The sequence below is a fragment of the Pseudomonas sp. P4_C4 genome (genome assembly GCF_056402055.1).
The window spans coordinates 1-24,501 of record NZ_JBFUID010000038.1 but is presented as its reverse complement, the minus strand read 5'-3'; the positions used below and the strand labels follow the sequence as shown (position 1 = coordinate 24,501).

Sequence of the window (24,501 nt, the reverse complement as noted above, 5' to 3'; positions counted from 1 at the left end):
CGATACGCCTTGGGGCTGTAGAAAAGCCCCGTCGCCGGGGCTTTCATTGCGATTGCGATCGCGATTACTGGCAAAGTTTGCAGCCTGCGGCGATGGACAGCGAGTTGCTTTGCTGGTTGCCTACGCCGGACGATACGTTCGCTCCGCCGTTGCCGGAGAAGTTGTTCATCGAGCCCGTTATCGAAGCATTGTTGGTTACAGGGGGTTTCCAGCTATCTGGAGTCATCACTTGTTGAGTGGTTACGCCAGCCAGACCGAATACACCCACGGGTACGAAATCAGTCGTGGGATTGCCGTTGTTGGTGACCTTCATCCCGGACGTGCTTTGGTTGGCCGCTGCCGCTGCCAGTGCTACACGGCCGCCCGAAACGGCAATTGCCAGGTTGTTTTTCTGTTGGTTGAAGGCGCCGGTGGTCACGTTGATGCCGATGTTGCCGGAACCGCTGTTGCCGGCGTTATTGAGCGTTGTGTTGTTGGTGTTGGAGCGGTTCCTGGCGGTGTTGCCGTTGCTCCTCTGTGTCGCGCTGGAGACGGCGACGGCGGTGCCGAAAATAAAGCTTTCGTCAGCAGTGGCAAGGGCGGCGGCGTTGTCTTGTTGGTTGCCGTCACCAGCTGCAACGTTGGCACCCATGTTGCCGTTGGAGTTGTTCAGGGAGTTATCGGCTTTAGCGTCGTTTTGGGTGCCCTGGTTCGATACGGAGTTGTGACTGCTGATCTGCGAGTCCAGCACGGCGGCCCCGGCGCCTGCTGTAATCTGCAGAAACTGTTCCAGAGTCGGGCCATCAGGCTGAAGGTTGTTGCCTTGCCCAGTGCCCTGACCGTTGCCTTGACCATCAGCAAGAGAGCCTGCTTGTGCGGCGAATGCCATCACTGCTGCCAGAGCAAAAGCCAGAGGTTTGAGAGCAGTTGTCGGGTTCATGGTGTTTCTCCGTGCTCATTAGTTGGTCAAGTGTTGGTACGTCCCTAATCGCACTGTATAGGGGTCAGTCAGAGACCCGGATGCTCAGGGTGTTAGCCATTCGGTTCCCCACCCCGGCACTCTGGTTCACCTGGATCACTCCCCGGCTGCCGGTGAAGGCCTGGTCGCTTGTCACGACCTGGCGACTGCCGTTTGGGGTGCCAGTTGCTCCCGAGCTCGGTAACAAGGCCACGTTCTGTTGAGAAAGGGCACTATCGTCGATGGCTTGTGGTGCAGCGCTGATGCTAATGCGCATGGCGTTGGCCATCTGGTTGTTCGCCCCGGCGCCCTGGTTGACACCCAGTACGCCGTTGCCATTACTGAAAGAGGTGCCGCCGATATTGGCTGTCGCGTCAAGCGATGGATTGGCCGGCGTAGTGATTTTTTGCCTGACGCTGGTGGTCGCACCGGCTTGGGTACCAATGGCGATTGCGCGGACGTTGGCCTGCTGCTGTTGATCACCGGCCGCCTGGTTGACGTTGAAGTTGCCTCGGTATTGAGTACCGGAATCCTGGATGGAGGCGGTGTTAACCGAACTGACGCCCGAATCGGCCATTACACTGGTGCAGCCGAGCAGGGCAAGCAACAGGAGGGATCGACTCATCTCATTTGCCTCCCGCCATTGTGCCCAGTGAACCGAGGCCGCTGCTCATGGCGCGGTTGATGGTTCCGGAAATGGCGCCGCCACTACCACCACCCTGGCCGACAGACATGCCAGGCAAACCGTTGGGGTTGGTGACGACGTTGAGGCCTTGCAGGCCACCCGGGCTTTGCCCGTTGCTGTGGCGAAGGGCCGTTCCGGTGGTGACCCCGGCAATGTCGGCATCGCTGAGTTCGCCGGTGACGCGGGCCGATGGGTTGGCATTTAGGGTGTCAGGGTTCGGATCTCTGCCGCCGCTGCGACCGATGGGAGTTGCGTGAATGGTTCGATCAAGCACGATGACACCGTTGCCTTCGGCTTGTAGGTTGAAACTGAGAACAGTGCCGCCCGCGCTCGCGATCAGCAGGAGGCACGTCAAGCCCTTTTTATTCAGTATCCCCACGACGGTCATTCCTTCATTTGTGGGCTGGCCCTGGTCAGCGGTGTAAGGGATAGAGCGAAAGCTGTGCCGTTTTTTGAATATCGTGTTGATTCAATGGCTTGCGGAATTTGCCCGGGGGCCCTTTGCCGAGGATGTTCCAACGGTGAGACGAAACCATGCGCAGGCAACCCGGAAATGCCGGCGAACCCCTCTAGAACAGGGGTTATAGCGTTGTTGTATCAATGCCTTAACAAGTCCGGCGACCAAACGATGAGGGGCGTTGAAACGGGCAGTTTCAGGCACGGAGGGTGTTTCAGGATCGGACACTTTTCCCCCAAAACAGGGGGGGGTGATGGGGAAATTGCCCCAAACGCCGGTCAGGCGCCGAGCAATCGGGTCACGGCGTTCAGTGCCAAGAGTCGGCGTTCTGCCCAATCTCCGTGCAGTACCTGAACCGGTTGTGCGTGGCGCTCAAGCCAGGCCAGGGTCTGGTCGAAAAATGCCTGGCGCTCACTCAATCGGGGCTGGCAACGCTGGCCGTCATCCGTCCAGTCGACGTGTTCCGGCGACAGCAGCAAGTGCAAGTCGTAATGCCGGGCCAGTAGCGCTTGTTCAATCCAGGCGGGGCAATCGCCAAACAGCGTTTGGCTCCAGAGGATATTGCTCAACAGGTGCGTGTCGAGGATGAGCAAAGACGGTCGTTGCGCCCGCGCATGGTCTTCCCATGCCAATTGACCGCGGGCGATGTGCGCAATGTCGGCCAATGTGGTGTCCCGTGGATTCTGCTCGATGAACCAGCGCACATACTCGTCGACCAGAATCCCGCCGAAACGCTGTTGCAACTCGGCTGCCAGCCAGCTTTTACCGCTGGATTCGGGGCCTGTGAGTACCAGGACTTTCATGCGTGCAATGCCGGATCGGCGCGCCATTCGCGCCAGCCCTGCACGGCGATAACGGTGAACAACCCGTACAGGGTGGCGGTCAGGTACAGGTCCTTATAGATGAACAGCACGACGAAAATCACATCCAGGGCGATCCACAGCGGCCAGCACTGGACACGTTTTTGCGCCATCCAGACCTGCGCTACCAGGCTGAATCCGGTCAACGCCGCATCGAGCCAGGGTTGCGCGGCGTCGGTCCAGTTGGCCATGGCCGCCCCCAGCAACAGGCTGCCGATTGCACCGATGGCAAGGCTCAACGCCACGGACCGAGTGTCGAGCTGACTGACTTCGCGGCCATGGGTCGCTTCACCAATCCGCGTCCACTGCCACCAACCGTAAAGCTGCAAGGCGGCATAAACGACTTGCAGCAGCATGTCCGAATACAGCTTCACCTCAAAAAAGATCCAGCTATAGAGCAGCACCATGACCAGGCCGATGGGCCAGCACCAGGGGTTCTGTTTGACTGTCAACCAGACGGCAATGACACCGAGGGCGGCGGCAAACAGTTCAAGCCCGGACATGGAGGCTCCTTGGGAAAATCGGAAAGGKGACGGATTGTAACCGGATCGGCGTCGAGAATCCCGTGGCGCAGGGTGTGCTTCATTGGTGCGCGATAACGCGGCAGCGCCAATCGGACTTGTCTGGTAGGATTTCGGCCCCGCGCGGATAAACCCGAATCAGGATTGTTTTTTCACAGGATTTTTACGGTTCTGTGGTGATCCTTGATGCGCGGGCCTTCAGCTACGCTGATCGCAATTAAGGCTTTTGAAAAATACTAACGGGGCATGCCAATGCGCATAGCCTTTTGGGGGATTGATGGATCTTTGGACCGCCTTTCAGGCATTGATTCTTGGGATTGTAGAAGGGCTGACCGAATTCCTGCCCATTTCCAGTACCGGCCACCAGATCATCGTGGCCGACTTGCTCGGCTTCGGGGGCGAGCGGGCGATGGCGTTCAACATCATTATTCAGCTGGGTGCCATCCTGGCAGTGGTGTGGGAGTTTCGACGCAAGATCTTCGACGTGGTCATCGGTCTGCCGACCCAGCCGGGCGCTCGGCGGTTTACCGCGAACCTGTTGATCGCGTTCTTGCCGGCCGTGGTGTTGGGCGTGATCTTCGCCGATTTGATCCACGAATACCTGTTCAACCCGATCACCGTGGCAACGGCGCTGGTCGTGGGTGGGATCATCATGTTGTGGGCCGAGCGCCGTCAGCATGAAGTACACGCCGAAACGGTGGATGACATCACTTGGAAAGATGCCCTGAAAGTGGGCTTCGCCCAATGCCTGGCCATGATTCCGGGCACTTCGCGTTCGGGCTCGACGATCATCGGCGGGTTGCTGTTCGGCCTGTCGCGCAAGACCGCTACCGAGTTCTCGTTCTTCCTGGCGATGCCCACCATGGTCGGCGCAGCGGTGTACTCGGGCTATAAATACCGCCACCTGTTTGTCCCGGCGGATTTCCCGGTGTTCGCGATCGGTTTCGTCACGGCGTTCGTCTTCGCGATGATCGCGGTCCGCGGGCTGCTCAAGTTCATCGCCAACCACAGCTATGCGGCGTTTGCCTGGTATCGCATTGTGTTCGGCCTGATCATCCTGGCGACCTGGCAATTCGGCTGGGTCGACTGGAGCGCAGCCAAGCCGTGAGTGACTCAAGCTCGCGCAATAACCCCGGGCGCCAGCCCGGGGGACAGATCCGCCATTCACGGTTGAAATGGCTGGTGTTTGCAATCCTGTGCGCGTTGCCGCTGTCGGGTTCAGTGTCGTCATGGCTGCATGGGGAGTCGCTGATTCCCCTGGCGGCCTACGGCATCGTCAGCGTCGTGACGTTTTTTCTGTACTGGAGTGACAAGCGCAAGGCCCGCGCCGAGCAATGGCGCACGCCCGAGAATGTCCTGCATGCGCTGGAGTTCGCCGGAGGCTGGCCCGGTGCCTTGCTGGCCCAGCAAGCGTTTCGGCACAAAACCCGCAAAGTCTCGTACCAGTTGGTGTTCTGGATCATCGTGCTACTGCACCAGGTGTTCTGGATCGATCACCTGTTCCTCGGCGCACACGTGTTTGCCTTGCTCTAATAAGGCCCTATAGCAGCAGTCCGACTTGAGTGCGCTTTGGCAGCCTGCTCACCACCAACTGGTGCGAACGCCGCAGCAATCCCTGTAGCTCTTCGCTACCGAGCGGGTAGGGCGTCTCCATGATGATCCACTGGGCGCGCGCCAGATAAGGTGCCGGATGAATCCCCGGGCGGTCGCAATGACCGAGAAACAGATCCTTGTCGACCTTGAAGGCCAGGGAATCACCCCGCAGGCCCTGCAACGCGAACATCTTGTTCCCGGCAATCGAAAACACCCGTACGCCTCCCCATTTATAGTCTTCCCGCGCTCCCGGCAGGGCGAGGCAAAACTTCGCGACATCCTCTTCGCTCATCCGTCCGGCTTTCATAACAATCGTTCCCCACAGGCATTGAAGGATTCGACCAAATGGTCAATCCAGGCGCGTACCGCCGGCATCACCCCGCGTCGATGAGGATAGACCGCTTGCAGCCAGCCACCGGGCAACGACCACTCGGGTAGCAACTGCACCAGTGAGCCGTTTTCCAGTTCCTGCTCGCAATACATCATGGGCAGCATCGTAAAGCCCAGACCGGAGAGGGTGCTGGCCTTGCGCACGATAAAGTCATCGATGCCCAGCCGGGCCTCGAGCGCGAGTTCACAACTTTTGCCTTTTTGATCCAGCAGGCGGATGTGCACCAGGCGGTCGGCTTCCAGGGCGCCGAGCACCGGCAGGCTTTTCAGATCCTCGGGATGGTTGATCTCAAGGCCCACGAGGAAACCCGGGCTGGCGACCATCAGCATCTGCGCCTGACGCAGGCGACGAGTGACCAGCAGCGGGTCTTCGTCGCCCAGCTCGCGCACACGCAGGGCCACGTCAATGCCTTCGTTCACCAGGTCGACCCGCCGGTTGAGCAGCATGACCTCCAGCTGGACTTGCGGAAACCGTTCCAGAAAGTCGCTGATCACCCCCGGCAATATTTCGTGGGCCAGCCCGACCGGGCAGGACACCCGTAAACGCCCGCGGGGCTCGCTGGACATACTGGCGACGGCCTCGTCGGCCATTTCCGCCTCCAGCAGCATCGCCTGGCAGTGCCTGAGGTAGCGCTCACCCACAGCGGTCAATTTCAGCTGTCGGGTGGTGCGTTGCAGCAATCGAGCACCAAGGCGTTCTTCCAGTTCGGCGATGCGCCGTGACAGTCGTGACTTGGGGATGCCCAGCAAACGCCCGGCTGCCGCGAAACCACCGGCTTCCACCACTTTGGCGAAGTAATACAGGTCGTTGAGGTCTTGCATGGTGTGAATCCGATTGTTCTATCTGTGGGACGAACTATCGCATTGTTGCCGTCTAATCAGCTATTGGTTTCGTCTGTAGGATTAGTCCCATCAGATCGCCCTTGTGGGCGATCCTCACCTGGAGATCCCACATGAAACTGCTGCATATCGATTCGAGCATTCTGGGCGACAACTCGGCTTCCCGTCAGCTGAGCGGCGAAGTCGTCAAAGCCTGGCAAGCCGCCGAGCCAAGCGCCGTGGTGACCTACCGCGACCTGGCCGCCGACGCGATCAGCCACTTCTCCGCCACCACCCTGGTCGCCGCCGGCACCACTGCAGAATTGCGCAATGCCGCACAACAGCACGAAGCCGAACTCAGCGCCTCGACCCTGGCCGAATTCCTGGCGGCCGATGCCGTGGTAATTGCCGCACCAATGTACAACTTCACCATCCCGACTCAACTGAAGGCCTGGATCGACCGCATCGCGGTAGCCGGTCAGACCTTCCGTTACACCGAAGCCGGCCCTGAAGGCCTGTGCGGCGGCAAGAAAGTCGTGATCGTTTCGACCTCCGGCGGCATGCACGCCGGTCAGGCAAGCGGTGTTGCCCATGAAGAATATTTGAAGTTGCTGTTCGGTTTCATCGGCATCACCGACATCGAAATCGTCCGTGCCGAAGGCCTGGCATACGGTGAAGACGTGCGCAACAAAGCCATGAGCGATGCTCACGTGCAAATCAGCGAGCAATTGTTCGCCGCTGCGTAAGGCTTGCGTAAAAGTAGGCAACCGTTCAGGTAAAGCCCAAAAAAACTCTGTAGTCTGGTTACGCAAGTACCAGCTACGGAGTTTTTTGTTTCTGGTCGTTTCAGATTGTGGCCCGACTTATGCTGTCAGGGTTCACGTCACAAGTCCGGTAACAAGGTGGGGCATCCCATGGTGCGTCTTTGTGCAACTTTACTGATTTGCCTGCTCAGCAGCCTGAATACAGTGCACGCCGCGCCTGCACCGCATCCTCACTGGAGCGTCGGCTTCCATGAGATGACGTTTCTCGACCCACTGGACCTGCAGCCGATGCGCGCCATCGCCTTCTATCCGTCCAGTGACTGGGAGCACACCAGCAAGCTCGAGGGTTACACCGTCGAAGCCGGGGAGGACACCAAGGTTGCCATTGGCCGGTTCCCGATGCTGATGCTGTCCCACGGAAACACCGGTACCCCGCTGGCCCTGCACGACCTCGCCACGTCGCTGGCGCGCAAAGGCTTCGTCGTGGTGGCGGTGATTCACCCCGGTGACAACTCCAGGGATCACAGCCGACTCGGTACTTTGAGTAACCTGTACGGCCGGCCGATCCAGATTTCCGAAGCCATCACCGCCACTTTGGGCGACCGTATGCTGTCGCCGTTCGTCAATGCCGACCAAGTGGGGGTCATCGGTTACTCGGCCGGTGGCGAGACCGCATTGATTCTGTCTGGCGCCACCCCGGACCTGGATCGCCTGCGCCGTTATTGCCAGGAACGTCCGGATGACCACGATGCCTGCAACACCCAGGGTGAATTGATTGTCGACCGTGACGACCTGCAACCGGTGCCTGATCCTCGCGTCCACGCCTTGATGCTGATGGCGCCGTTGAGCCTGAAGTTCGGTCGCCACACCCTGGCCGATGTGCATGTGCCGGTGCTGCTTTACAGCGGCGATGGCGACAAACTGGTGGCGGTCGACAAGAACGCCGCGGCACTGGCGCGCAAACTGCCGACGGCGCCTGACTTCAAGCTGCTGGCCGGGGCAGGGCACTTCGTATTCATGGCGCCGTGCAATGACGAGCAGATCGTGATCATGCCCGCGCTGTGCACCGATGCCGATGGCGTCGATCGGCAAGACATTCACCGCAATCTGATCTCAGAAGCCGGACGCTTCTTCTCGAGCACCTTGGGCAGAGCAACCCGGGCCGGGATGCAGACCGCCGATCAATAGATCCCTTTGTAGGAGCCTTCGGCAGCTCCTACAGGGATTCAAGCCATGGCGCGGTGTTTCAACAGCAGCGTCAGTCCCAGACCCGTCACCGACAACAACGCCGCACTGAAGAAAATCCACGCATAACCCAGGTTCAACGCCACTGCGCCCATCAACGGGCCGGCGATGGCCAGCGCCAGGTCAAAAAACACCGCGTAAGCACTCAAGCCCGCACCCCGGCTGGAATTGGGCACCTGTCTGATGGCCTCGACACCCAGCGCCGGGTACACCAGGGACAGGCCGAACCCGGTCAGGCCGGCGCCGATGAGTGCATATCCGGTCGACGGTGCCAGCCACAGCAGCGCCAGGCCAAGCGTCTCGATGCACATGCAGGCAATGGCCGACGTGAACCCGCCGAATCGGCTGATGGCGGAAATGAACAGCAGTCGCGACAGAATGAAACACACGCCAAACACGGTCAGGCAGTAGGCCGCGCCAGTCCAGCCGCGATTGACGTAATACAGGGTGATAAAGGTTGTCAGGGTGCCGTAGCCAATGGAAGCCAGGCTCAGGCTCGCGCCAAACGGCGCAATGCGCCCAAACACCGCCCAGAACGGCAAACGTTCACCGTGCACCACCGGCACCGAAGGCTTGTTGCGAATCAGCAACAGTGCAGCCAGGGCCAGCAGCGACAGGGCAATGCCCAGGCTGGCGAAACCCAGTTGTTGCACCATGACCACACCCAGCGGCGCACCAATGGCAATCGCCCCATAGGACGCGATGCCGTTCCAGGAAATCGACCGCGCGGTATGCTCCGCGCCGACCTGGCCCATGCACCAACTGATGGTGCCGACGCCGATCAATCCCTGGGCGATACCCAGCAACAGGCGCCCGGCGATCAGAATCAGCAGGCTGAGCAAGGGAAAGCCTTGCAACAGGGTCGACAGCAAGGTCAGCGCGCCGCTGAGCGCAATCCCCGACAAGCCAAAGATGATTGCGCGCTTGGTGCCAACGCTGTCGGACATCCGCCCGGCCATGGGCCGGCTGAGCAGGGTGGCGAGGTATTGCGAGCCGATGGTCAGCCCGGCCACGATGGCGCTGAACCCGAGCTGCTCGTGGACATAACCCGGCAGTACCGCAATCGGCAAACCGATGCAGAGGAAGGCGATGAAGGTATAGACGACGATGGAGACGATCTGCAGGGTGATCGCCATGGAGCTTTGCGGAGCAACTTGCGGCACAGACATGAGGGCTCGTTCGCGGGCGGCGGCGGGAGAACTGCATCATGGCGCGGCGTTGGGATAAAAGAAAGCAGGCTAACTACTTTTGCCGTGACATTATCGCTGTTCCTCATGGCCTCATCGCGAGCAAGCTCGCTCCCACATTTTGAAATGCATTCCCCTGTGGGAGCGAGCTTGCTCGCGATGATTTATGCACCAACAAGAAACCTTGGCCCGGAATGCAAAAAGCCCCGTCACCAAGACAGGGCTTTTCACTTGAAGCTTGCAGCTAAAGGCTTGTAACTGCCTTTAGAACACCACACCCTGGCTGCGCAGGTAGTCGTCGTAGGTGCCGCTGAAGTCGGTTACGCCGTTAGGGCTCAGCTCGATGATGCGGGTGGCCAGGGACGATACGAACTCACGGTCGTGGCTGACGAAGACCAGCGTGCCCGGATAGTTCTCCAGCGCCAGGTTCAGCGCCTCGATGGATTCCATGTCCAGGTGGTTGGTCGGTTCGTCCATCACCAGCACGTTCGGCTTTTGCAGGATCAGCTTGCCGAACAGCATGCGGCCTTGCTCACCACCGGAGATGACCTTGACCGACTTGAGGATCTCGTCGTTGGAGAACAGCATGCGACCCAGGGTGCCGCGAATGATCTGCTCGCCCTGGGTCCACTGGCCCATCCAGTCGAACAGGCTGACGTCGTCTTCGAAGTCATGGGCGTGGTCCTGGGCGTAGTAGCCCAGCTCCGCGCTTTCGGTCCACTTCACGGAACCGGCGTCCGGGGTCAGCTCGCCCATCAGGGTGCGCAGCAGGGTGGTCTTGCCGATACCGTTCGGGCCGATGATCGCCACGCGCTCGCCGGCTTCGACGGTGAAGCTGAAGTTCTTGAACAGGGTCTTGCCGTCGAAGCCCTTGGACATCTGCTCGATGGTTACGGCCTGGCGGTGCAGTTTCTTGGTCTGTTCGAAGCGGATGAACGGGCTCACGCGGCTCGATGGCTTGACTTCGGCCAGCTGAATCTTGTCGATCTGCTTGGCGCGGGACGTGGCCTGCTTGGCTTTCGAGGCGTTGGCCGAGAAGCGGCTGACGAAGGTCTGCAGTTCGGAGATCTGCGCTTTCTTCTTGGCGTTGTCCGACAGCAGTTGCTCGCGGGACTGGGTCGCCGCGGTCATGTACTCGTCGTAGTTGCCCGGGAACAGGCGCAGCTCACCGTAGTCCAGGTCGGCCATGTGAGTGCAGACGCTGTTGAGGAAGTGACGGTCGTGGGAAATGATAATCATGGTGCTGTTACGCGCCTTGAGGATCGTTTCCAGCCAGCGGATGGTGTTGATGTCCAGGTGGTTGGTCGGTTCGTCGAGCAACAGCACTTCCGGATCGGAGAACAGTGCCTGGGCCAGCAACACCCGCAGTTTCCAGCCTGGCGCCACTTCGGCCATCGGGCCAAAGTGCTGTTCCAGGGGGATACCCAGGCCCAGCAGCAGTTCACCGGCACGGGATTCGGCGGTGTAGCCGTCCATTTCGGCGAACTCGGTTTCCAGCTCGGCCACGGCCATGCCGTCTTCTTCGCTCATTTCCGGCAGCGAGTAGATGCGGTCGCGCTCGGCCTTGACCTTCCACAGCTCTTCGTGACCCATGATCACGGTGTCGATCACGGTGAATTCTTCGTAGGCGAACTGGTCCTGGCGCAATTTACCCAGGCGCACGTTCGGTTCCAGCATGACCTGGCCGCCGGACGGCTCGAGGTCATTGCCGAGAATCTTCATGAAGGTCGACTTGCCGCAACCGTTGGCGCCGATCAGACCGTAACGGTTGCCACCGTTGAACTTGACGGAAACGTTTTCGAAGAGCGGCTTGGCGCCGAACTGCATCGTGATGTTAGCTGTAGAAATCAAAGGTTTTTCCTGCGAAGCATTCAGAGTAGCCAGGGTTGCGGCAGTACCGGTTCAGTATCCGTTCCACTGTCCGGACCCCGGGATATTCATCCCGATCGGCAGTGAAAGATCCATCTGGCATCAAGTGGACAGCAGCATGTGGCGCGCTTGGCCCGAGTCAATGTGCGCTGAAAGGGGATTTCCCGCTCTCAACCTGGGTCGCGCGTAAAGTTTGGCGGCAATTGTACTGGTCTGGCTCTTTAAACGATAGGGCGTTGAGACCACTGCAACGCTTTGGCGGATTTTGCGGACACATTTTCGCAGTTGCTGGTTAACCATTGGTTACAAACTGTGGCTAAAATGCCATCCATCAGCCGGAAACCGACCATCGGTAAGGCTCGATGGCACTACGGCGCCGCTGTTTCGTAATCAGTCGCTGCACAAGACCCCAGGACTGGCATGCTGGTAAAGGGCGCAGTTTGTTTACTTCCGACCTGTGACGATTCCAGTGAAACTCATCATTGCCGTTATCTACGTTGTCTCCATTGCGTATGTCCACCTGCGCGGTCACGTGCGCCACAAGCTGGGCCGCCAGTTGAGTGATCACTCGACGTTTCTGGCGCCGATCAATTGCTTTCTTTATCTGTTTTCGAAAATCCCCAACAAGCCTTATCTCGACCCGGCCGACTTTCCCGACCTGAGCCCGCTGCAGGCGCATTGGGAAGAAATCCGTGCCGAAGGCCAGAACTTGCTYCACACCGGCGAGATCAAGCGTTCGAATCAATACGACGACGTCGGTTTCAACTCGTTTTTCAAGACCGGCTGGAAGCGTTTCTATCTCAAGTGGTATGGCGACAGCCACCCGTCGGCCATGAAGCTCTGCCCGCGCACCACTGAGCTGGTGCAGGGCATTGGTTCGATCAAGGCGGCGATGTTCGCCGAGTTGCCCCCGGGCTCCAGACTGGTGCGCCATCGCGATCCGTACGCCGGTTCCTACCGTTATCACCTGGGCCTGGAAACACCCAACGCTGCCGGGTGCTACATCAATGTCGATGGCCAGAACTACCATTGGCGCGATGGCGAAGCGGTGATGTTCGATGAGACCTACATTCATTACGCAGAGAACACCACGCCGCACAATCGCATCATCTTGTTCTGCGACGTCGAGCGGCCGATGAAGTATCGCTGGGCTGCGGCATTCAATCGCTGGTTCAGCCGCACCGTCATGTCGGCGGCAGGTGCGCCGAACGAGGCGGGCGACAGGACCGGCGGGCTCAACCGGCTGTTCAGCAGGATCTATAAGGTTCGCCTGCACGGCAAACAACTGAAAAAGCGCAATCGCACGCTTTACTACCTCGAAAAGTGGTCGATCTTCGCCGGATTGCTGGTGGTCATCATTCTGATCTGAAGGGGTGTGTTCGGGCTGCTGACGATGAAGCCGGAACATCCAGCCTATTACGTCTTGCCGGGGAGGTTTTTGTTAACAAAGCTGAACCCCGGGCGTAGCGTGGTATCGAAGTCCTTATCCACGCGACGTAGAGAGGCACCCCATGAACCGATACGTGTTTGGCGCCATTGTGCTGGGCTTGAGTGCCATATTGGGCTCTCTGGCCGATGCCTCTGCTGCGTTGCAATTGGCCCAGAACCTGCCGGGCCGCACCAACAACAACCCTTACAACAGTCCGATCCACCGGGCCAACCCCAACAGCATGCAAGGCACTCAACCCAGCGCCCCGGCCATACGCGGACCCAATACCGTGCCGGTCCAGCGCTCGCCGACGCTGGACAACGGTGGCATCGGTAATCGCTATCCCGACCGGACCGCTCCCGCCAGCCCACCGACATTCATTCCCAATCCTGCCCCGCGAGACACCGGCAGCAACAACCGTTGAGTGGCAGGCATCAGCTCTGCCCGCTACTTTTCACCAAACCTCATGTTCATCGGAAAAGGAATCCTGCATGTTGCGTAAAAACCTATTGGCAACCCTCTGTGCCAGCGCATTGATCAGCGCCACTGTCCCTGTGCTTGCCGCGCCCGCCCAGACGATGAAAAGCGAAGAAGGCACCCTCGAGGTCACCCCCGTCGTGACGGGGCTGGAGCACCCCTGGGCGCTGGCATTCTTGCCGGATCGTAAAGGCATGCTGGTAACCGAACGGCCTGGCAACCTGCGACTGGTGACCGCTGACGGCAAGCTGTCAGCACCGCTCAATGGCGTGCCAACGGTCTGGGCCAAGGGACAGGGCGGCTTGCTGGACGTGGCGTTGTCACCGGATTTCAAGCAGGACCGGACGGTCTATCTGTCCTATGCCGAAGGTGGTGGTGAGGATAACAAGGCCGGCACAGCAGTGGGCCGCGGCCGGCTCTCCGACGATATGACGGCGCTCAAGGATTTCCACGTGATCCTGCGTCAGGAACCCAAACTCTCGGTGGGCAACCATTTCGGCTCGCGGCTGGTGTTCGATCGCGACGGCTATCTGTTCGTGACCCTGGGGGAAAACAACGACCGCCCGACTGCCCAGGACCTCGACAAACTGCAAGGCAAAGTGGTGCGGATCTACCCGGACGGCACGGTGCCCAAGGACAACCCCTTTGTCGGCCAGGCCAACGTGCGCCCGGARATCTGGTCCTACGGGCAGCGCAATCCGCAAGGCGCGGCGCTCAACCCGTGGAACGGCACACTGTGGGAAAACGAACACGGTCCCCAGGGCGGCGATGAAATCAACATCATCGAGCGTGGCAAAAACTACGGCTGGCCGCTGGCGACCCATGGCATCAACTACTCCGGTCAACCGATTCCCGAAGCCAGGGGTGATACCGTCGAAGGCACCGTTGCCCCGAACCATGTCTGGGAAAAATCCCCGGGCCTGAGTGGCATGGCGTTCTACGATGCCGATCGTTTCAAGGCCTGGCAGCGCAACGTGTTTATCGGCGCGTTGGTCAGCCAGGAACTGATCCGCCTGGAGTTCGATGGCGACAAGGTGATCCACGAGGAGCGTTTGCTCGGGGAGCTGAAACAACGCATTCGCGATGTGCGGCAGGGGCCGGATGGCTATTTGTATGTATTGACCGATGAGGAGAACGGTGGCATTTACAAAGTCGGGTTGAAGTTGCCGGCTGACTAACGGCATCTACAAAACTTGCCATTGACTTGCCACCACCGTCCGGCTAATTTCGAATCATGACTTCCACCGTATTGCGCTGCCAGCCAAGCATTATTACCGCCATTCCTCATTTGGCGGGCTAGCTCACGACTGCAGCACCCAACCCGCCCTAGAGGCGGGTTTTTACTTTCTGTCTCCCGGGTCCCGATCAATGTCAGGAGACGACCATGAGTTTTACCGCTGATCAACAGGCCTTGCTGGAACGCTACGTCAAAAAAATCCTTGCCGCGCCGGTGTATGAACTGGCCGTGCGCACGCCGTTGCAACCGGCACCGGCCTTGTCCGAAGCCTTGGGCAACCAGATCCTGCTCAAGCGCGAAGACTTGCAACCGACCTTTTCCTTCAAGATCCGCGGCGCCTACAACAAGCTGGTGCAACTGAGCGAGGCGCAAAAGGCTTGCGGCGTGGTTACCGCTTCTGCCGGCAATCATGCCCAGGGTGTGGCGCTGGCTGCTCGGGAGTTGGGGATCAATGCCACCATCGTCATGCCATGCACGACGCCGCAATTGAAGGTCATCGGGGTTCGCAGTCGTGGCGCCGATGCTGTATTGCACGGCGAAAGCTTTCCGTTTGCACTGGCCTATGCACTTGATCTGGCCCGGGAAACCGGTCGCACCTTTGTTTCGCCCTTCGACGATCCGGAGGTGATCGCCGGTCAAGGCACGGTGGCCATGGAAATCCTGCGCCAGCATCAAGGTCCGCTGGATGCGATCTTCGTGCCGGTGGGTGGCGGGGGGCTGATCGCCGGCATCGCCGCTTACGTCAAATACTTGCGACCGGAGGTGCGCATCATCGGCGTCGAGTCGGAGCATTCCGCGTGCCTGCAAGCTGCGTTGCTCGCCGGCGAGCGAGTTATCTTGCCAAGTGTCGGCACCTTCGCCGACGGGGTGGCGGTGGCGCAGATCGGCGCTTACGGTTTTGAGGTCTGCCGGTTTTGTGTCGATGAGGTGCTGACGGTCAGCAACGATGAGCTTTGCGCTGCAATCAAGAATATCTATGACGATACCCGCTCGATCACCGAACCTTCCGGCGCGCTGGCGGTGGCCGGGATCAAGAAGTACGTGGCGCAGAGCGGGGCTCGTGGTCAGACCCTGGTCGCCATCGACTCGGGTGCCAACATCAATTTCGACAGCCTGGGGCATGTGGCCGAGCGAGCTGCGTTGAGTGGCGCTCCGGCATGACACTCGGGCAGGCCGACGGCGGGCGCCGCAAGCGGGCGCCACAAGGGTCCGCCGGATGGCCGGGTTATTCCTGAGCGGCTTTCTCGACCTTGTTCGACGCCGACCAGATCCGATAGCGCACTTCGATGTCCTTGGGTACGTACAGCACGAGCGGCAGCTTGCTGTTGTAACGCAGCAGGAAGCCGTCACCGACCACCGGTACAAAACCCTGTTTGCTCGTGCCGGTCGGGCAGGCCATCAGCGTGCTCATCGGGCCAATGACTTTTTCCAGGCGATAGAACGGGTAGCCCCAACCCTCGAGGTTCTTCTCTTCGAGAATGCCACCCAGACGCGGGTTATTGCAGTCGACGGTCATCGTCTTGCCGGCCAGGATCTCGACCTGGAAGTCGTTTTCCCGGGTCTGTGGTGCGAGGTGAATCACCTGGCGGGTAAACCCGCTTTCGGCCTTCGGATAGGGCGCGGTGCCTTCGAGTTTGGCGGCGTGCGCCAGGCCGGCAAGCCCCAGTGCGGCTAGCGCTGCGCAAGCGTTAACGGTCAAAGAACTCATGATGCCTCCTTGCTTGAAGTGAAGGACGGCATTTTCACTGTGGTGTGCAGTGAATGCAAACCCGTGGCGCCCAGCGTGCAAATTTCAAGGTCACAAGGGGTGTATATTGCAAACGGCATGACAAGCTTTACAGGTATCTTGCCTGAACCCATGAATTGCCGATGAGCTGCACAGCGAAATCCGGAGCATGATTTATGCTGTATCTGTCCTTGAAGCTTGCCGGGATTTCATATGAGCGAGCATTGACCGTTATTGGCAGTCTCACATAGGAGGGAGTCGCCATGTTTCTTTCTGCCTTGGAAATTCGCAACATCATCGAAAGCAGTTTTCTGCCCGTGCGCTGCCAGTGCACGCTGTCACCGGATCTGTCGATGACCGTCAAGGTCTATGCAGACGGGCAAACCGATCACCTGGATCTATTGGTCACCGGCATTGATGCTTCCGGGCTCAATGGTTGCCGGGAAATCAACGAGTTGATTGCCCGGCTGCGATCCAAACAGCATCACATCGAGGTCGATCCCCACTCGATGCTGGGCAAAGCGCTTTAACCTGCGGTTTCGAGTTCCACGGACACGCGCCGGGTCTGGAAGAACGCCAGGCCCAGCGCCAGTTCAACGGCAACCGTCGGCAAATCAGACTTTTCGGTCAGCTCTGGTTCTCGCAGGCGTCGGAAAGTTTACGGTAGGTAATTTCTGCGGGTTTTCCCCTGTCATCGATGTACTTCATCTGGGCATTTACCACTTTGCACTCAAGGGTGTCCGGCTCGGTCAGTGAAATCACTTTGCTGACATGCAATGGCATGCCGTAGTGATAGGGCACGGCTTGAGAGTCAGTGGTGTCATTGGCCTGAGCCAGGCCGGCAAACGCAGTGCAGGCGAGGGCGGTGGTAACCAGCAGGGTACGAGTGTTCATCAGCGATCTCCGGTGCGGACGGAAAGTCAGTTCGATGTGTCGCTTGTCGAACTTGCCGCACTGGGCGTCAGAGCAGTCTGAGGGCGTGCGGTCCAGTGAAGTGTTGGACCGCACGGTTAAGCGAGGGTTAACCCGGCTGAACGCCGTCTGTTGCGAATGCGCGATCCTGTGTATCAGTTAAGACCATCGGGCGCCTGATGGAAAGTCATCGCGAACAAGGGTGGACACAAATGCAGTGAGCGACCCGCAACCCTGTGGGAGCGAGCTTGCTCGCGATGACGTCCTCGAACTCAGCGCAAATCCAGTTGCTGCCGATAAGGCAAATCCGGCCCGGTCCTGCTGCACGTCAACGCGGCCGCCTGCACTGCGAACTTCAGCATGCGGTCGATCTGCTCGCGGCCAAGTTGTTTCACTCCCTCCACCGAGTCCAGCTGCTGTTCGGTCAGCCAGGTAATCAGCGCCGCCTGAAAGGTATCGCCCGCGCCCACGGTGTCGGCGATTTTTACCGCACAGGCAGGAGCCGACCACGAACCATGAGCCCGGCTGAACACAGTCGCGCCTTCACCGCCCCGGGTCAGGAATACCAGCTGACAGCGGTGCTGCAACCAGCCCTCGATCACCTGCGCAGGATCCTGGTCTGGATACAGTAGATGTAGGTCCTCGTCGCTGACCTTGATCAGGTCAGCCAGCTCTACCAGGGTCGCGATCCGCCCGCGCCACAGGTCAATGTCCGGTTGCGGGTTCAGGCGCACATTCGGGTCGAGGCTGATCAGGCGCTTGCCGCTTTCCCGGCGCACCAGGGCCAATAGCGTGTCGGCAATCGGCTGCACCACCAGGGAAAACGAGCCGATATGCAGCCCGCGCACCTCCGGCCCGAGTGCCGGCAGGTGCTCCGGTTGCAATTGTCGATCCGCGCAGCCTTCGCCACGGAAGCTGTACTGCGGTGAGCCATTGGCCCCGACCGCGACCATCGCCAGGGTGGTCGGCGCGGCAAAATCCAGCAGGTAGTCCTGGCACACGCCTTCATCTTGCAGCACTTGCAGCAGGCGCCGCCCCAGGTAATCGGTGGACAACCCGACCAACAGCGCCGCGTCCACGCCCAATCGGCGCAAGCCCACTGCCACATTGAACGGCGAACCACCGGCAATGGCTTTGAAGTTCACTTTGGAAGCCAGATCGCTGGCGTCGTTTTCACTGAAAAAATCGAACAGCGCTTCGCCACACACCAGGTACATAGTTGTTCACTCTTCAAAGGGTTGCGACATGCTGTTGATAGCGTTCATACGCCTGCTGACAGGCGTGTACATTGTCGGCCTCCGGCCGGGTTTCACTGGCCGGGTCGAGCTTCACGCAACGCTCGCACAAGTCCGCCAGACTGTGTTCGTGCCCGTTCGCCCGGGATACGCACCAGGCCGCCTGGATCGCCGCACCGAGAGCCGCGGCCTCGCTTTGTTCGGTGCAGATCACCGGTGTATTCATGGTATCGGCGACAATTTGCCGCCAGACCGCACTTTTCGAACCACCGCCGATCAGCCGAATGCCGCGGCTTTGCAAGCCATTGTGGCGTAACAGGTCCAGTCCGTAACGCAAACCGAACGTCGTGCCTTCGACCACCGCGCGGCACAGGTTGGCCCGGGTCAGATTGGTCATGGTCAGACCCGACAGGCTGCCACTGGCATGGGGTAGGGCAGGCACCCGCTCCCCGTTGAAAAACGGCAACATGCTCACACCTTCGGCACCGATCGGCGCCTGGGCAACGAGCTCATTGAACTGATCGATGTCGAGGTCCAGCAGGTCACGAATCAGGCCGGTGGCGTTGGTCAGGTTCATGGTGCAGATCAATGGCAACCATCCGCCACTGGAAGAACAGAACGTGGCGACTGCGGCATCCGCGGCGACGCTCGGTTGATCGGTATAGGCGTACACCGTGCCGGACGAGCCGAGGCTCATGGTGATTGCACCGGGCTGGATGTTGCCGGTGCCAATGGCGCCCATCATGTTGTCGCCGCCGCCACTGGACACCAGTGCCCGCGGGTTGATGCCCAGGTGTTCGGCAATGCCCGGCAGAACCGTACCGACCGCCTGATGGGCATCGATCAGCTCAGGTAGCGCGGCTTGCAGGCGTCCGCTCGGGTCGATGTCCAGCAACAATTGCAAATCCCACCGGCGCGTACGCACATTGAAATACCCGGTGCCCGAGGCATCGCCGTATTCGCTGCAACTGCGGCCGGTGAGCCAATGGTTGAGGTAGTCGTGGGGTAGCAGGATGCGGGCGATGCGGGAAAACACCTCGGGATGCTGCTCTTTGGTCCATAGCAGTTTGGACAGGGTGTAGCCCGGCGCGATGACCACGCCGAGGCGTTCCAGCGAACCCTTTTCGCCGCCCAGATGGGCCAGCAGGCGGTCATTTTCCGGGGTGGTTTCGGTGTCGCACCAGAGCTTGGCCGGACGCAGCATCTGGCCCTGATCGTCCAGTAGCACCAGGCCGTGTTGCTGAGCGGAGACGCCAATGCCGAGGATCGACTGGCCATCGATCTTGGCCGCGAGCAACGCACGGCGGGTGGCAGTGGCGAAGGCTTCCAGCCACTGACGGGTGTCCTGTTCGCGGCAGCCATTGGGGCCGCTGATCAGGCTGTGGCTGGCGGCGCCCAGGCCGAGCACTTCACCGCTGATCGCTTCGAGGATGATGGCCTTGGTGCCTTGGGTGCCGCAGTCGATGCCGAGGAAGAGTTGTTGGGTTGTCATGCAAAATCCTTGGATCGTCAGGTGGATATCGTTGAGCATTCAGCATCTCTGCCGACTGTCAGGCCGCCATCGCGGGCTTGCCCGCGAAGGCGACAGCAGACTCACCGCAGGGCCTACGCCAGCACCCGTTCCAACGTCCGCGACACCCCAAAATCCCGCAAACTGTTGCAGCACCACTCAAACGCCGCGACAAACTCCGGCGAGCGCGCAATGGCCGTACCAAAAATCTCCTCGACCGCCAACAATCGCTGGGTAATCAACACATCATCGGCCACCAGCGTCTGGCAGAACGCTGCGCGTGGGTCCGGGATCGAATAGGTCTCGCCATGCTCATCCACGCCCTTGAGGTACAGCGCCCACGCCGCCACCACCAACGCTGCTCGCCTGGTCTCACGGCCATCGGCGATCAAGCGGTTGATGGTCGGCACGGTGAATTTCGGAAACTTCGACGAGCCGTCCGAACACACCCGTTCAAGCTGATCGGCAATCGCCTGGTTGGAGAAGCGCGTCACCAGGGTGTTCTTGTACTCGGCCAGGTCAATTCCCGGCACCGCCGGCAGCTGCGGCGTCACATCCAGGTCCATGTAGGCGCGCATGTAGCGCACGAACAGCGGGTCGTTCATGGTCTCATGGACGAAGCGGTAACCCTTGAGGAATCCCAGGTACGTCAGCGCCAGATGACTGCCGTTGAGCAGCTTGATCTTCATTTCTTCGTAGGGCGTGACGTCGTCGGTGAACTGCACGCCAACCTTTTCCCAGGCCGGGCGACCGTTGACGAACTTGTCTTCCAGCACCCATTGCACAAAGGGTTCGCAGACCACCGGCCAGGCATCGTCCAGCCCATGTTTGTCGGCCAGTTGCAAACGGTGTTGGATGCTGGTCATCGGCGTGATGCGATCGACCATGGCATTGGGGAAACTGACGTTGGCGTCGATCCAGTCGCGTAATTCGCCGTCGTGCAAGGCGGCGAAGGCTAGCAGCGCCTTACGGGTGACGGCACCGTTGTGCGGCAGGTTATCGCAGGACATCAGGGTGAAGGCCGGCGTGCCGGCGGCGCGACGCTTGGCCAGTGCGGCACAGAGGAAACCGAACACGGTTTTCGGCGCATCCGGGTGCGCCAGGTCATGCAGGATCTGCGGCAAGTGCGCCATGAACTCGTCGGTGCTGTCGTCGATGCAGTAACCGCCTTCGGTGATGGTCAGCGAGACGATGCGGATCTCGGGGCTGGCCAGTTTGTCGATCAACGCCTGGGCGCCGTCCTCGGCCAGCAGCATGTCGCGGATGGCGCCGATCACCCGCACCTCGGTGTCGTCGCTATCACCAAGTTCGAACAGGGTGAACAGGTAGTCCTGCTCCTTGAGATCGTCACGGGCGCGGCGGTCATCCGCGCGCAGGCCGACACCACAAATGGCCCAGTCCAGCGCCTCTCCGGTGTTCATCAGTGCATCGGTGTAAAACGCCTGGTGGGCGCGATGGAAACCGCCGACGCCGATGTGCGCGATGCCTTGGCGGGTATCGCCCAACGCGTAGGCGGGCAGGACCACTTCAGGCGCGAGGCGGTTGAGGTTCTGTTTGTTCAGTTTCATCGCAGGCTCTCTGAAATCAGGCAGCAACGCGCAGCGGGCGGGTCAGTGCCACGCCGTCGGCATCGAATAAATGGCAGTGTTGCGCATCCAGGTGCAGGCTCAGGTTTTCGCCATAACGGCTGGCCAGATCGCCGCGAACACGCATGGTCAGGGCTTCGCCGGACGAGGTCAGAACGTGGCAGAAGGTGTCGCTGCCCAGGCGTTCGCTGACATCGGCGGTGACCKGCAAGGCGCAGTCGCCGGGTTTGGCAAGTTCCAGATGCTCGGGGCGGATGCCCAGCGTCACCGCACTCCCGACGCTCAGATGCCTGCCGCTCAAGGGCAGGCTGATGCGGGTTCCGGCGTCCAGTTGCAACTCGCAACCCTGGCTGTCGGTGCGTGTGACCTTGCCTTTGAGAAAGCCCATTTTCGGTGTGCCCAGAAACCCCGCGACAAACAGGTTGGCCGGCTGGTGATAGAGGTCCAGCGGCGAGCCGACTTGCTCGATCTTGCCGCCATTGAGTACGACCACTTTGTCGGCCATGGTCATCGCTTCGACCTGATCGTGAGTCACGTAGATCATCGTGGCTTGCAGTTCTTTGTGCAGGCGCAACAGTTCCAGGCGCATCTGCACGCGCAGGGCGGCATCGAGGTTGGACAACGGTTCGTCGAACAGGAAGATTTTCGGGTTGCGCACGATGGCCCGGCCAATCGCCACGCGCTGGCGCTGGCCGCCGGACAGTTGCTTGGGCTTGCGCTCCAGCATCGGCCCCAGTTCGAGGATGCGCGCCGCTTCGCCAACCTTCTTCTCCACTTCGGCTTTCGCCACGCCGGCCAGGTCGAGGGCGAACGACATGTTCTTGCGCACGCTCATGTGCGGGTACAGTGCGTAGGTCTGGAACACCATCGCCAGGTCGCGCTTGGCCGGGCTCACTTCGGTGATGTCGCGGCCATCGAGTTCGATGGTGCCGCCACTGACCTCTTCCAGCCCGGCGATCAGCCGCAGCAACGTGGATTTGCCGCAACCCGACGGGCCGACGAAGACCACGAATTCCTTGTCGTTCACTTCCAGGTCAATGCCCTTGATGATGGAAAAGCCTTCGAAGCCTTTTTGCAGATTCTTGATTTTCAGGTTGGCCATGGTGATGGGCCTCCGTTTGTTGTTATGTAGGAGCGAGCTTGCTCGCGATAAATTTGTAGGCGGAGCGTTCTTCCTGTCTGCACGCGTTATCGTTCACGTCCATCGCGAGCAAGCTCGCTCCTACAGGGATCTTCATTTCACGGCGCCGAACGACAGGCCGCGAACCAGTTGTTTCTGGCTGATCCAGCCGAAGATCAGGATCGGCGCACAGGCCAGGGTCGAGACGGCCGACAACTTGGCCCAGAACAGCCCTTCGGGGCTCGAGTACGAGGCGATCAACGCGGTCAGCGGTGCGGCTTTGGACGAGGTCAGGTTCAGCGACCAGAAGGCCTCGTTCCAGCACAGGATCAGCGACAGCAGCACCGTGGACGCCAGGCCGCCCTTGGCGATGGGCAGCAACACCCGGAGCATTTCCTGCGCCAGCGTTGCGCCGTCCAGGCGCGCGGCTTCGAGGATGTCCTTGGGGATGTCCTTGAAGTAGGTGTAAATCATCCAGACCACGATCGGCAGGTTGATCAGCGTATAGATGACGATCAGTGCAATGCGCGTATCGAGCAGGCCGAAACTCTTGGCCAGCAGGTAGATCGGCATCAGCACGCCCACCGGCGGCAGCATCTTGGTCGAGAGCATCCATAGCAGTGTGCCTCGGGTGCGCTGGGTTTCGTAGAACGCCATGGAGTAGGCCGCAGGCACCGCGATCAGCAGGCACAGGGCCGTGGCGCTGAAGGAAATCACCACCGAGTTCCAGGCAAAACTGAAGTAATCGCTACGCTCGTTGATGTGCAGGTAGTTCGCAAGCGTCGGCATGAAGATGAACTGCGGCGGCGTGGCGAAGGCATCGATTTCGGTCTTGAAACTGGTCAGTACCATCCAGAAGATCGGGAAGAAAATCAGGATCGCGATGGCCCAGGCCAATGTACCGAGCAGCAGGCTTTGCAGGCGACGGGATTGTTGAAGAGTCATGGCAGGCCTCAGGCTTTGTCGGTCAGGTTTTTGCCGATCATCCGCACCAGGATGATCGCGGCGATGTTGGCGATGACCACGGCGATCAAGCCGCCCGCCGAGGCCATGCCAACGTCGAACTGCACCAGCGCCTGGTTGTAGATCAGGTAGGCGAGGTTGGTCGAGGCGTAGCCGGGGCCGCCGTTGGTGGTGGTGAAGATTTCGGCGAACACCGAGAGCAGGAAGATGGTTTCGATCATCACCACCACCGCAATCGGCCGTGCCAGGTGGGGCAAGGTCAGGTGCCAGAAGATCGCGATCGGCCCGGCACCGTCCAGGCGCGCGGCTTCTTTCTGTTCCTGGTCGAGGGACTGCATGGCGGTCATCAGGATCAGGATCGCGAAGGGCAGCCATTGCCACGAGACAATGACGATGATCGACAGCAGCGGGTAGTGCGCCAGCCAGTCCACCGGTTGCGCGCCGAACAGCTTCCAGACGTAGGCGAGAATCCCCGACACGGGATGGAAAATCAGGTTCTTCCAGATCAGCGCGCCGACGGTGGGCATGATGAAGAAGGGTGAGATCAGCAGCACCCGCACGATGCCGCGACCGAAAAACTCACTGGCCTCCAGCAGCGCACTGATCAGCACGCCGAACACCACACTGATCAGCAGCACGCTGCCCACCAGCAACAGCGTGTTGCTGGCGCCGGGCAGGAAGCCCGAGTCCGTCAGGAAATAAGTGAAGTTCTCCAGCCCGACAAATTGGTTTTCACCCGGATTGAGCAGGTTGTAGCGGATCATCGAGAAGTAGAGGGTCATGCCCAGAGGCACGATCATCCACAACAGCAGCAGCGCTACCGAAGGGCTGACCAGAAACCAGCCGGGATTGGTCACGCGGCTTTTACGCTGCGGTTGGACAATGTCCATGTGAGCTTTGGCAGTTGATGTATTCATGGTGTTAAACCGATTGGAACGAACAATGAAGATCCCTGTAGGAGCGAGCTTGCTCGCGATGG

General features: G+C 60.0%; 26 protein-coding genes. 9 read left to right on the top strand and 17 right to left on the bottom strand.

What is annotated here, in order from left to right:
- Positions 1-64: 64 nt before the first annotated feature.
- From AC1DXW_RS19790 to pnuC, 5 genes are all read right to left on the bottom strand, one after another.
- Positions 65-919: a heme utilization protein gene (locus AC1DXW_RS19790; protein WP_477753795.1), complete on the bottom strand. Its 855-nt coding sequence runs from the start codon at positions 917-919 to the stop codon at positions 65-67.
- A gap of 64 nt (positions 920-983) precedes the next feature.
- Complete coding sequence (locus AC1DXW_RS19785; protein WP_477753796.1) at positions 984-1,562, bottom strand: adhesin; 579 nt, start codon at positions 1,560-1,562, stop codon at positions 984-986.
- 1 nt (position 1,563) lies between these two features.
- The gene (locus AC1DXW_RS19780; RefSeq protein WP_477753797.1) at positions 1,564-2,010 is read right to left on the bottom strand and encodes a hypothetical protein; all 447 of its coding nucleotides are present in this window, start codon (positions 2,008-2,010) and stop codon (positions 1,564-1,566) included.
- A 347-nt stretch (positions 2,011-2,357) separates the two neighbouring features.
- Entirely contained in the window at positions 2,358-2,882 is a 525-nt protein-coding gene (locus AC1DXW_RS19775) for an AAA family ATPase (protein ID WP_477753798.1), read from the bottom strand.
- Positions 2,879-3,442, bottom strand: coding sequence for a nicotinamide riboside transporter PnuC (gene pnuC / locus AC1DXW_RS19770; RefSeq protein ID WP_477753799.1), 564 nt, complete (start codon positions 3,440-3,442; stop codon positions 2,879-2,881). The genes AC1DXW_RS19775 and pnuC overlap by 4 nt, the downstream gene beginning before the upstream one ends.
- Before the next feature lie 295 nt (positions 3,443-3,737).
- Here pnuC and AC1DXW_RS19765 point away from each other — a divergent pair, with 295 nt between their 5' ends.
- Together AC1DXW_RS19765 and AC1DXW_RS19760 are read left to right on the top strand one after the other, a co-directional pair.
- Entirely contained in the window at positions 3,738-4,568 is an 831-nt protein-coding gene (locus AC1DXW_RS19765; RefSeq protein WP_477753800.1) for an undecaprenyl-diphosphate phosphatase, read from the top strand.
- A complete protein-coding gene (locus AC1DXW_RS19760; RefSeq protein ID WP_477753801.1) occupies positions 4,565-4,993 on the top strand; it encodes a DUF1294 domain-containing protein in 429 nt (142 codons plus the stop codon). Before AC1DXW_RS19765 ends, AC1DXW_RS19760 begins: the two co-directional genes overlap by 4 nt.
- A gap of 7 nt (positions 4,994-5,000) precedes the next feature.
- On the opposite strand, the gene AC1DXW_RS19755 is transcribed toward AC1DXW_RS19760, so the two are convergent.
- Both AC1DXW_RS19755 and AC1DXW_RS19750 read right to left on the bottom strand, forming a co-directional pair.
- Positions 5,001-5,360, bottom strand: a complete 360-nt coding sequence (locus tag AC1DXW_RS19755) for an MmcQ/YjbR family DNA-binding protein (RefSeq protein WP_429396430.1) — start codon at positions 5,358-5,360, stop codon at positions 5,001-5,003.
- A complete protein-coding gene (locus tag AC1DXW_RS19750; RefSeq protein ID WP_477753802.1) occupies positions 5,357-6,265 on the bottom strand; it encodes a LysR substrate-binding domain-containing protein in 909 nt (302 codons plus the stop codon). Before AC1DXW_RS19750 ends, AC1DXW_RS19755 begins: the two co-directional genes overlap by 4 nt.
- A 131-nt stretch (positions 6,266-6,396) precedes the next feature.
- Between AC1DXW_RS19750 and AC1DXW_RS19745 the strand changes: the two genes are divergently transcribed.
- The gene (locus tag AC1DXW_RS19745) at positions 6,397-7,008 is read left to right on the top strand and encodes an FMN-dependent NADH-azoreductase (RefSeq protein WP_477760353.1); all 612 of its coding nucleotides are present in this window, start codon (positions 6,397-6,399) and stop codon (positions 7,006-7,008) included.
- A gap of 168 nt (positions 7,009-7,176) precedes the next feature.
- Positions 7,177-8,214, top strand: coding sequence for an alpha/beta hydrolase family protein (locus AC1DXW_RS19740; RefSeq protein ID WP_477753804.1), 1,038 nt, complete (start codon positions 7,177-7,179; stop codon positions 8,212-8,214).
- 38 nt (positions 8,215-8,252) lie between these two features.
- Here AC1DXW_RS19740 and AC1DXW_RS19735 read toward each other — a convergent pair whose 3' ends face one another.
- Both AC1DXW_RS19735 and AC1DXW_RS19730 read right to left on the bottom strand, forming a co-directional pair.
- A complete protein-coding gene (locus AC1DXW_RS19735) occupies positions 8,253-9,440 on the bottom strand; it encodes an MFS transporter (protein ID WP_477753805.1) in 1,188 nt (395 codons plus the stop codon).
- A 282-nt stretch (positions 9,441-9,722) separates the two neighbouring features.
- Positions 9,723-11,309, bottom strand: a complete 1,587-nt coding sequence (locus tag AC1DXW_RS19730) for an ABC-F family ATPase (protein WP_477753806.1) — start codon at positions 11,307-11,309, stop codon at positions 9,723-9,725.
- 487 nt (positions 11,310-11,796) lie between these two features.
- Between AC1DXW_RS19730 and lpxO the strand changes: the two genes are divergently transcribed.
- The 4 genes from lpxO (at position 11,797) to ilvA (ending at position 15,631) form a co-directional block, all read left to right on the top strand.
- Complete coding sequence (lpxO, locus tag AC1DXW_RS19725) at positions 11,797-12,696, top strand: lipid A hydroxylase LpxO (RefSeq protein ID WP_477753807.1); 900 nt, start codon at positions 11,797-11,799, stop codon at positions 12,694-12,696.
- A 142-nt stretch (positions 12,697-12,838) separates the two neighbouring features.
- Entirely contained in the window at positions 12,839-13,180 is a 342-nt protein-coding gene (locus AC1DXW_RS19720; RefSeq protein WP_477753808.1) for a hypothetical protein, read from the top strand.
- Between the two features lie 67 nt (positions 13,181-13,247).
- Positions 13,248-14,411, top strand: coding sequence for a PQQ-dependent sugar dehydrogenase (locus tag AC1DXW_RS19715; RefSeq protein ID WP_477753809.1), 1,164 nt, complete (start codon positions 13,248-13,250; stop codon positions 14,409-14,411).
- A 206-nt stretch (positions 14,412-14,617) separates the two neighbouring features.
- Entirely contained in the window at positions 14,618-15,631 is a 1,014-nt protein-coding gene (gene ilvA / locus AC1DXW_RS19710; RefSeq protein ID WP_477753810.1) for a threonine ammonia-lyase, biosynthetic, read from the top strand.
- A gap of 64 nt (positions 15,632-15,695) precedes the next feature.
- Here the strand turns inward: ilvA and eco are convergent, their stop codons facing one another.
- The gene (gene eco / locus AC1DXW_RS19705; protein ID WP_477753811.1) at positions 15,696-16,178 is read right to left on the bottom strand and encodes a serine protease inhibitor ecotin; all 483 of its coding nucleotides are present in this window, start codon (positions 16,176-16,178) and stop codon (positions 15,696-15,698) included.
- Between the two features lie 281 nt (positions 16,179-16,459).
- Between eco and AC1DXW_RS19700 the strand changes: the two genes are divergently transcribed.
- Positions 16,460-16,726, top strand: coding sequence for a DUF1652 domain-containing protein (locus AC1DXW_RS19700; protein WP_477753812.1), 267 nt, complete (start codon positions 16,460-16,462; stop codon positions 16,724-16,726).
- A 97-nt stretch (positions 16,727-16,823) separates the two neighbouring features.
- Here AC1DXW_RS19700 and AC1DXW_RS19695 read toward each other — a convergent pair whose 3' ends face one another.
- From AC1DXW_RS19695 to AC1DXW_RS19665, 7 genes are all read right to left on the bottom strand, one after another.
- Entirely contained in the window at positions 16,824-17,090 is a 267-nt protein-coding gene (locus tag AC1DXW_RS19695; RefSeq protein ID WP_477753813.1) for a DUF2790 domain-containing protein, read from the bottom strand.
- 290 nt (positions 17,091-17,380) lie between these two features.
- The gene (locus AC1DXW_RS19690) at positions 17,381-18,325 is read right to left on the bottom strand and encodes a carbohydrate kinase family protein (RefSeq protein WP_477753814.1); all 945 of its coding nucleotides are present in this window, start codon (positions 18,323-18,325) and stop codon (positions 17,381-17,383) included.
- A gap of 13 nt (positions 18,326-18,338) precedes the next feature.
- A complete protein-coding gene (gene xylB / locus AC1DXW_RS19685) occupies positions 18,339-19,835 on the bottom strand; it encodes a xylulokinase (RefSeq protein ID WP_477760352.1) in 1,497 nt (498 codons plus the stop codon).
- Between the two features lie 113 nt (positions 19,836-19,948).
- Positions 19,949-21,421 (bottom strand): mannitol dehydrogenase family protein, encoded by a 1,473-nt coding sequence (locus AC1DXW_RS19680; RefSeq protein ID WP_477760351.1) that lies wholly within the window; start codon positions 21,419-21,421, stop codon positions 19,949-19,951.
- A gap of 16 nt (positions 21,422-21,437) precedes the next feature.
- Entirely contained in the window at positions 21,438-22,541 is a 1,104-nt protein-coding gene (locus AC1DXW_RS19675) for an ABC transporter ATP-binding protein (RefSeq protein WP_477760350.1), read from the bottom strand.
- Between the two features lie 132 nt (positions 22,542-22,673).
- Complete coding sequence (locus AC1DXW_RS19670; RefSeq protein ID WP_477756204.1) at positions 22,674-23,504, bottom strand: carbohydrate ABC transporter permease; 831 nt, start codon at positions 23,502-23,504, stop codon at positions 22,674-22,676.
- Between the two features lie 8 nt (positions 23,505-23,512).
- Positions 23,513-24,412, bottom strand: a complete 900-nt coding sequence (locus tag AC1DXW_RS19665) for a carbohydrate ABC transporter permease (RefSeq protein WP_477756205.1) — start codon at positions 24,410-24,412, stop codon at positions 23,513-23,515.
- Positions 24,413-24,501: the final 89 nt, after the last annotated feature.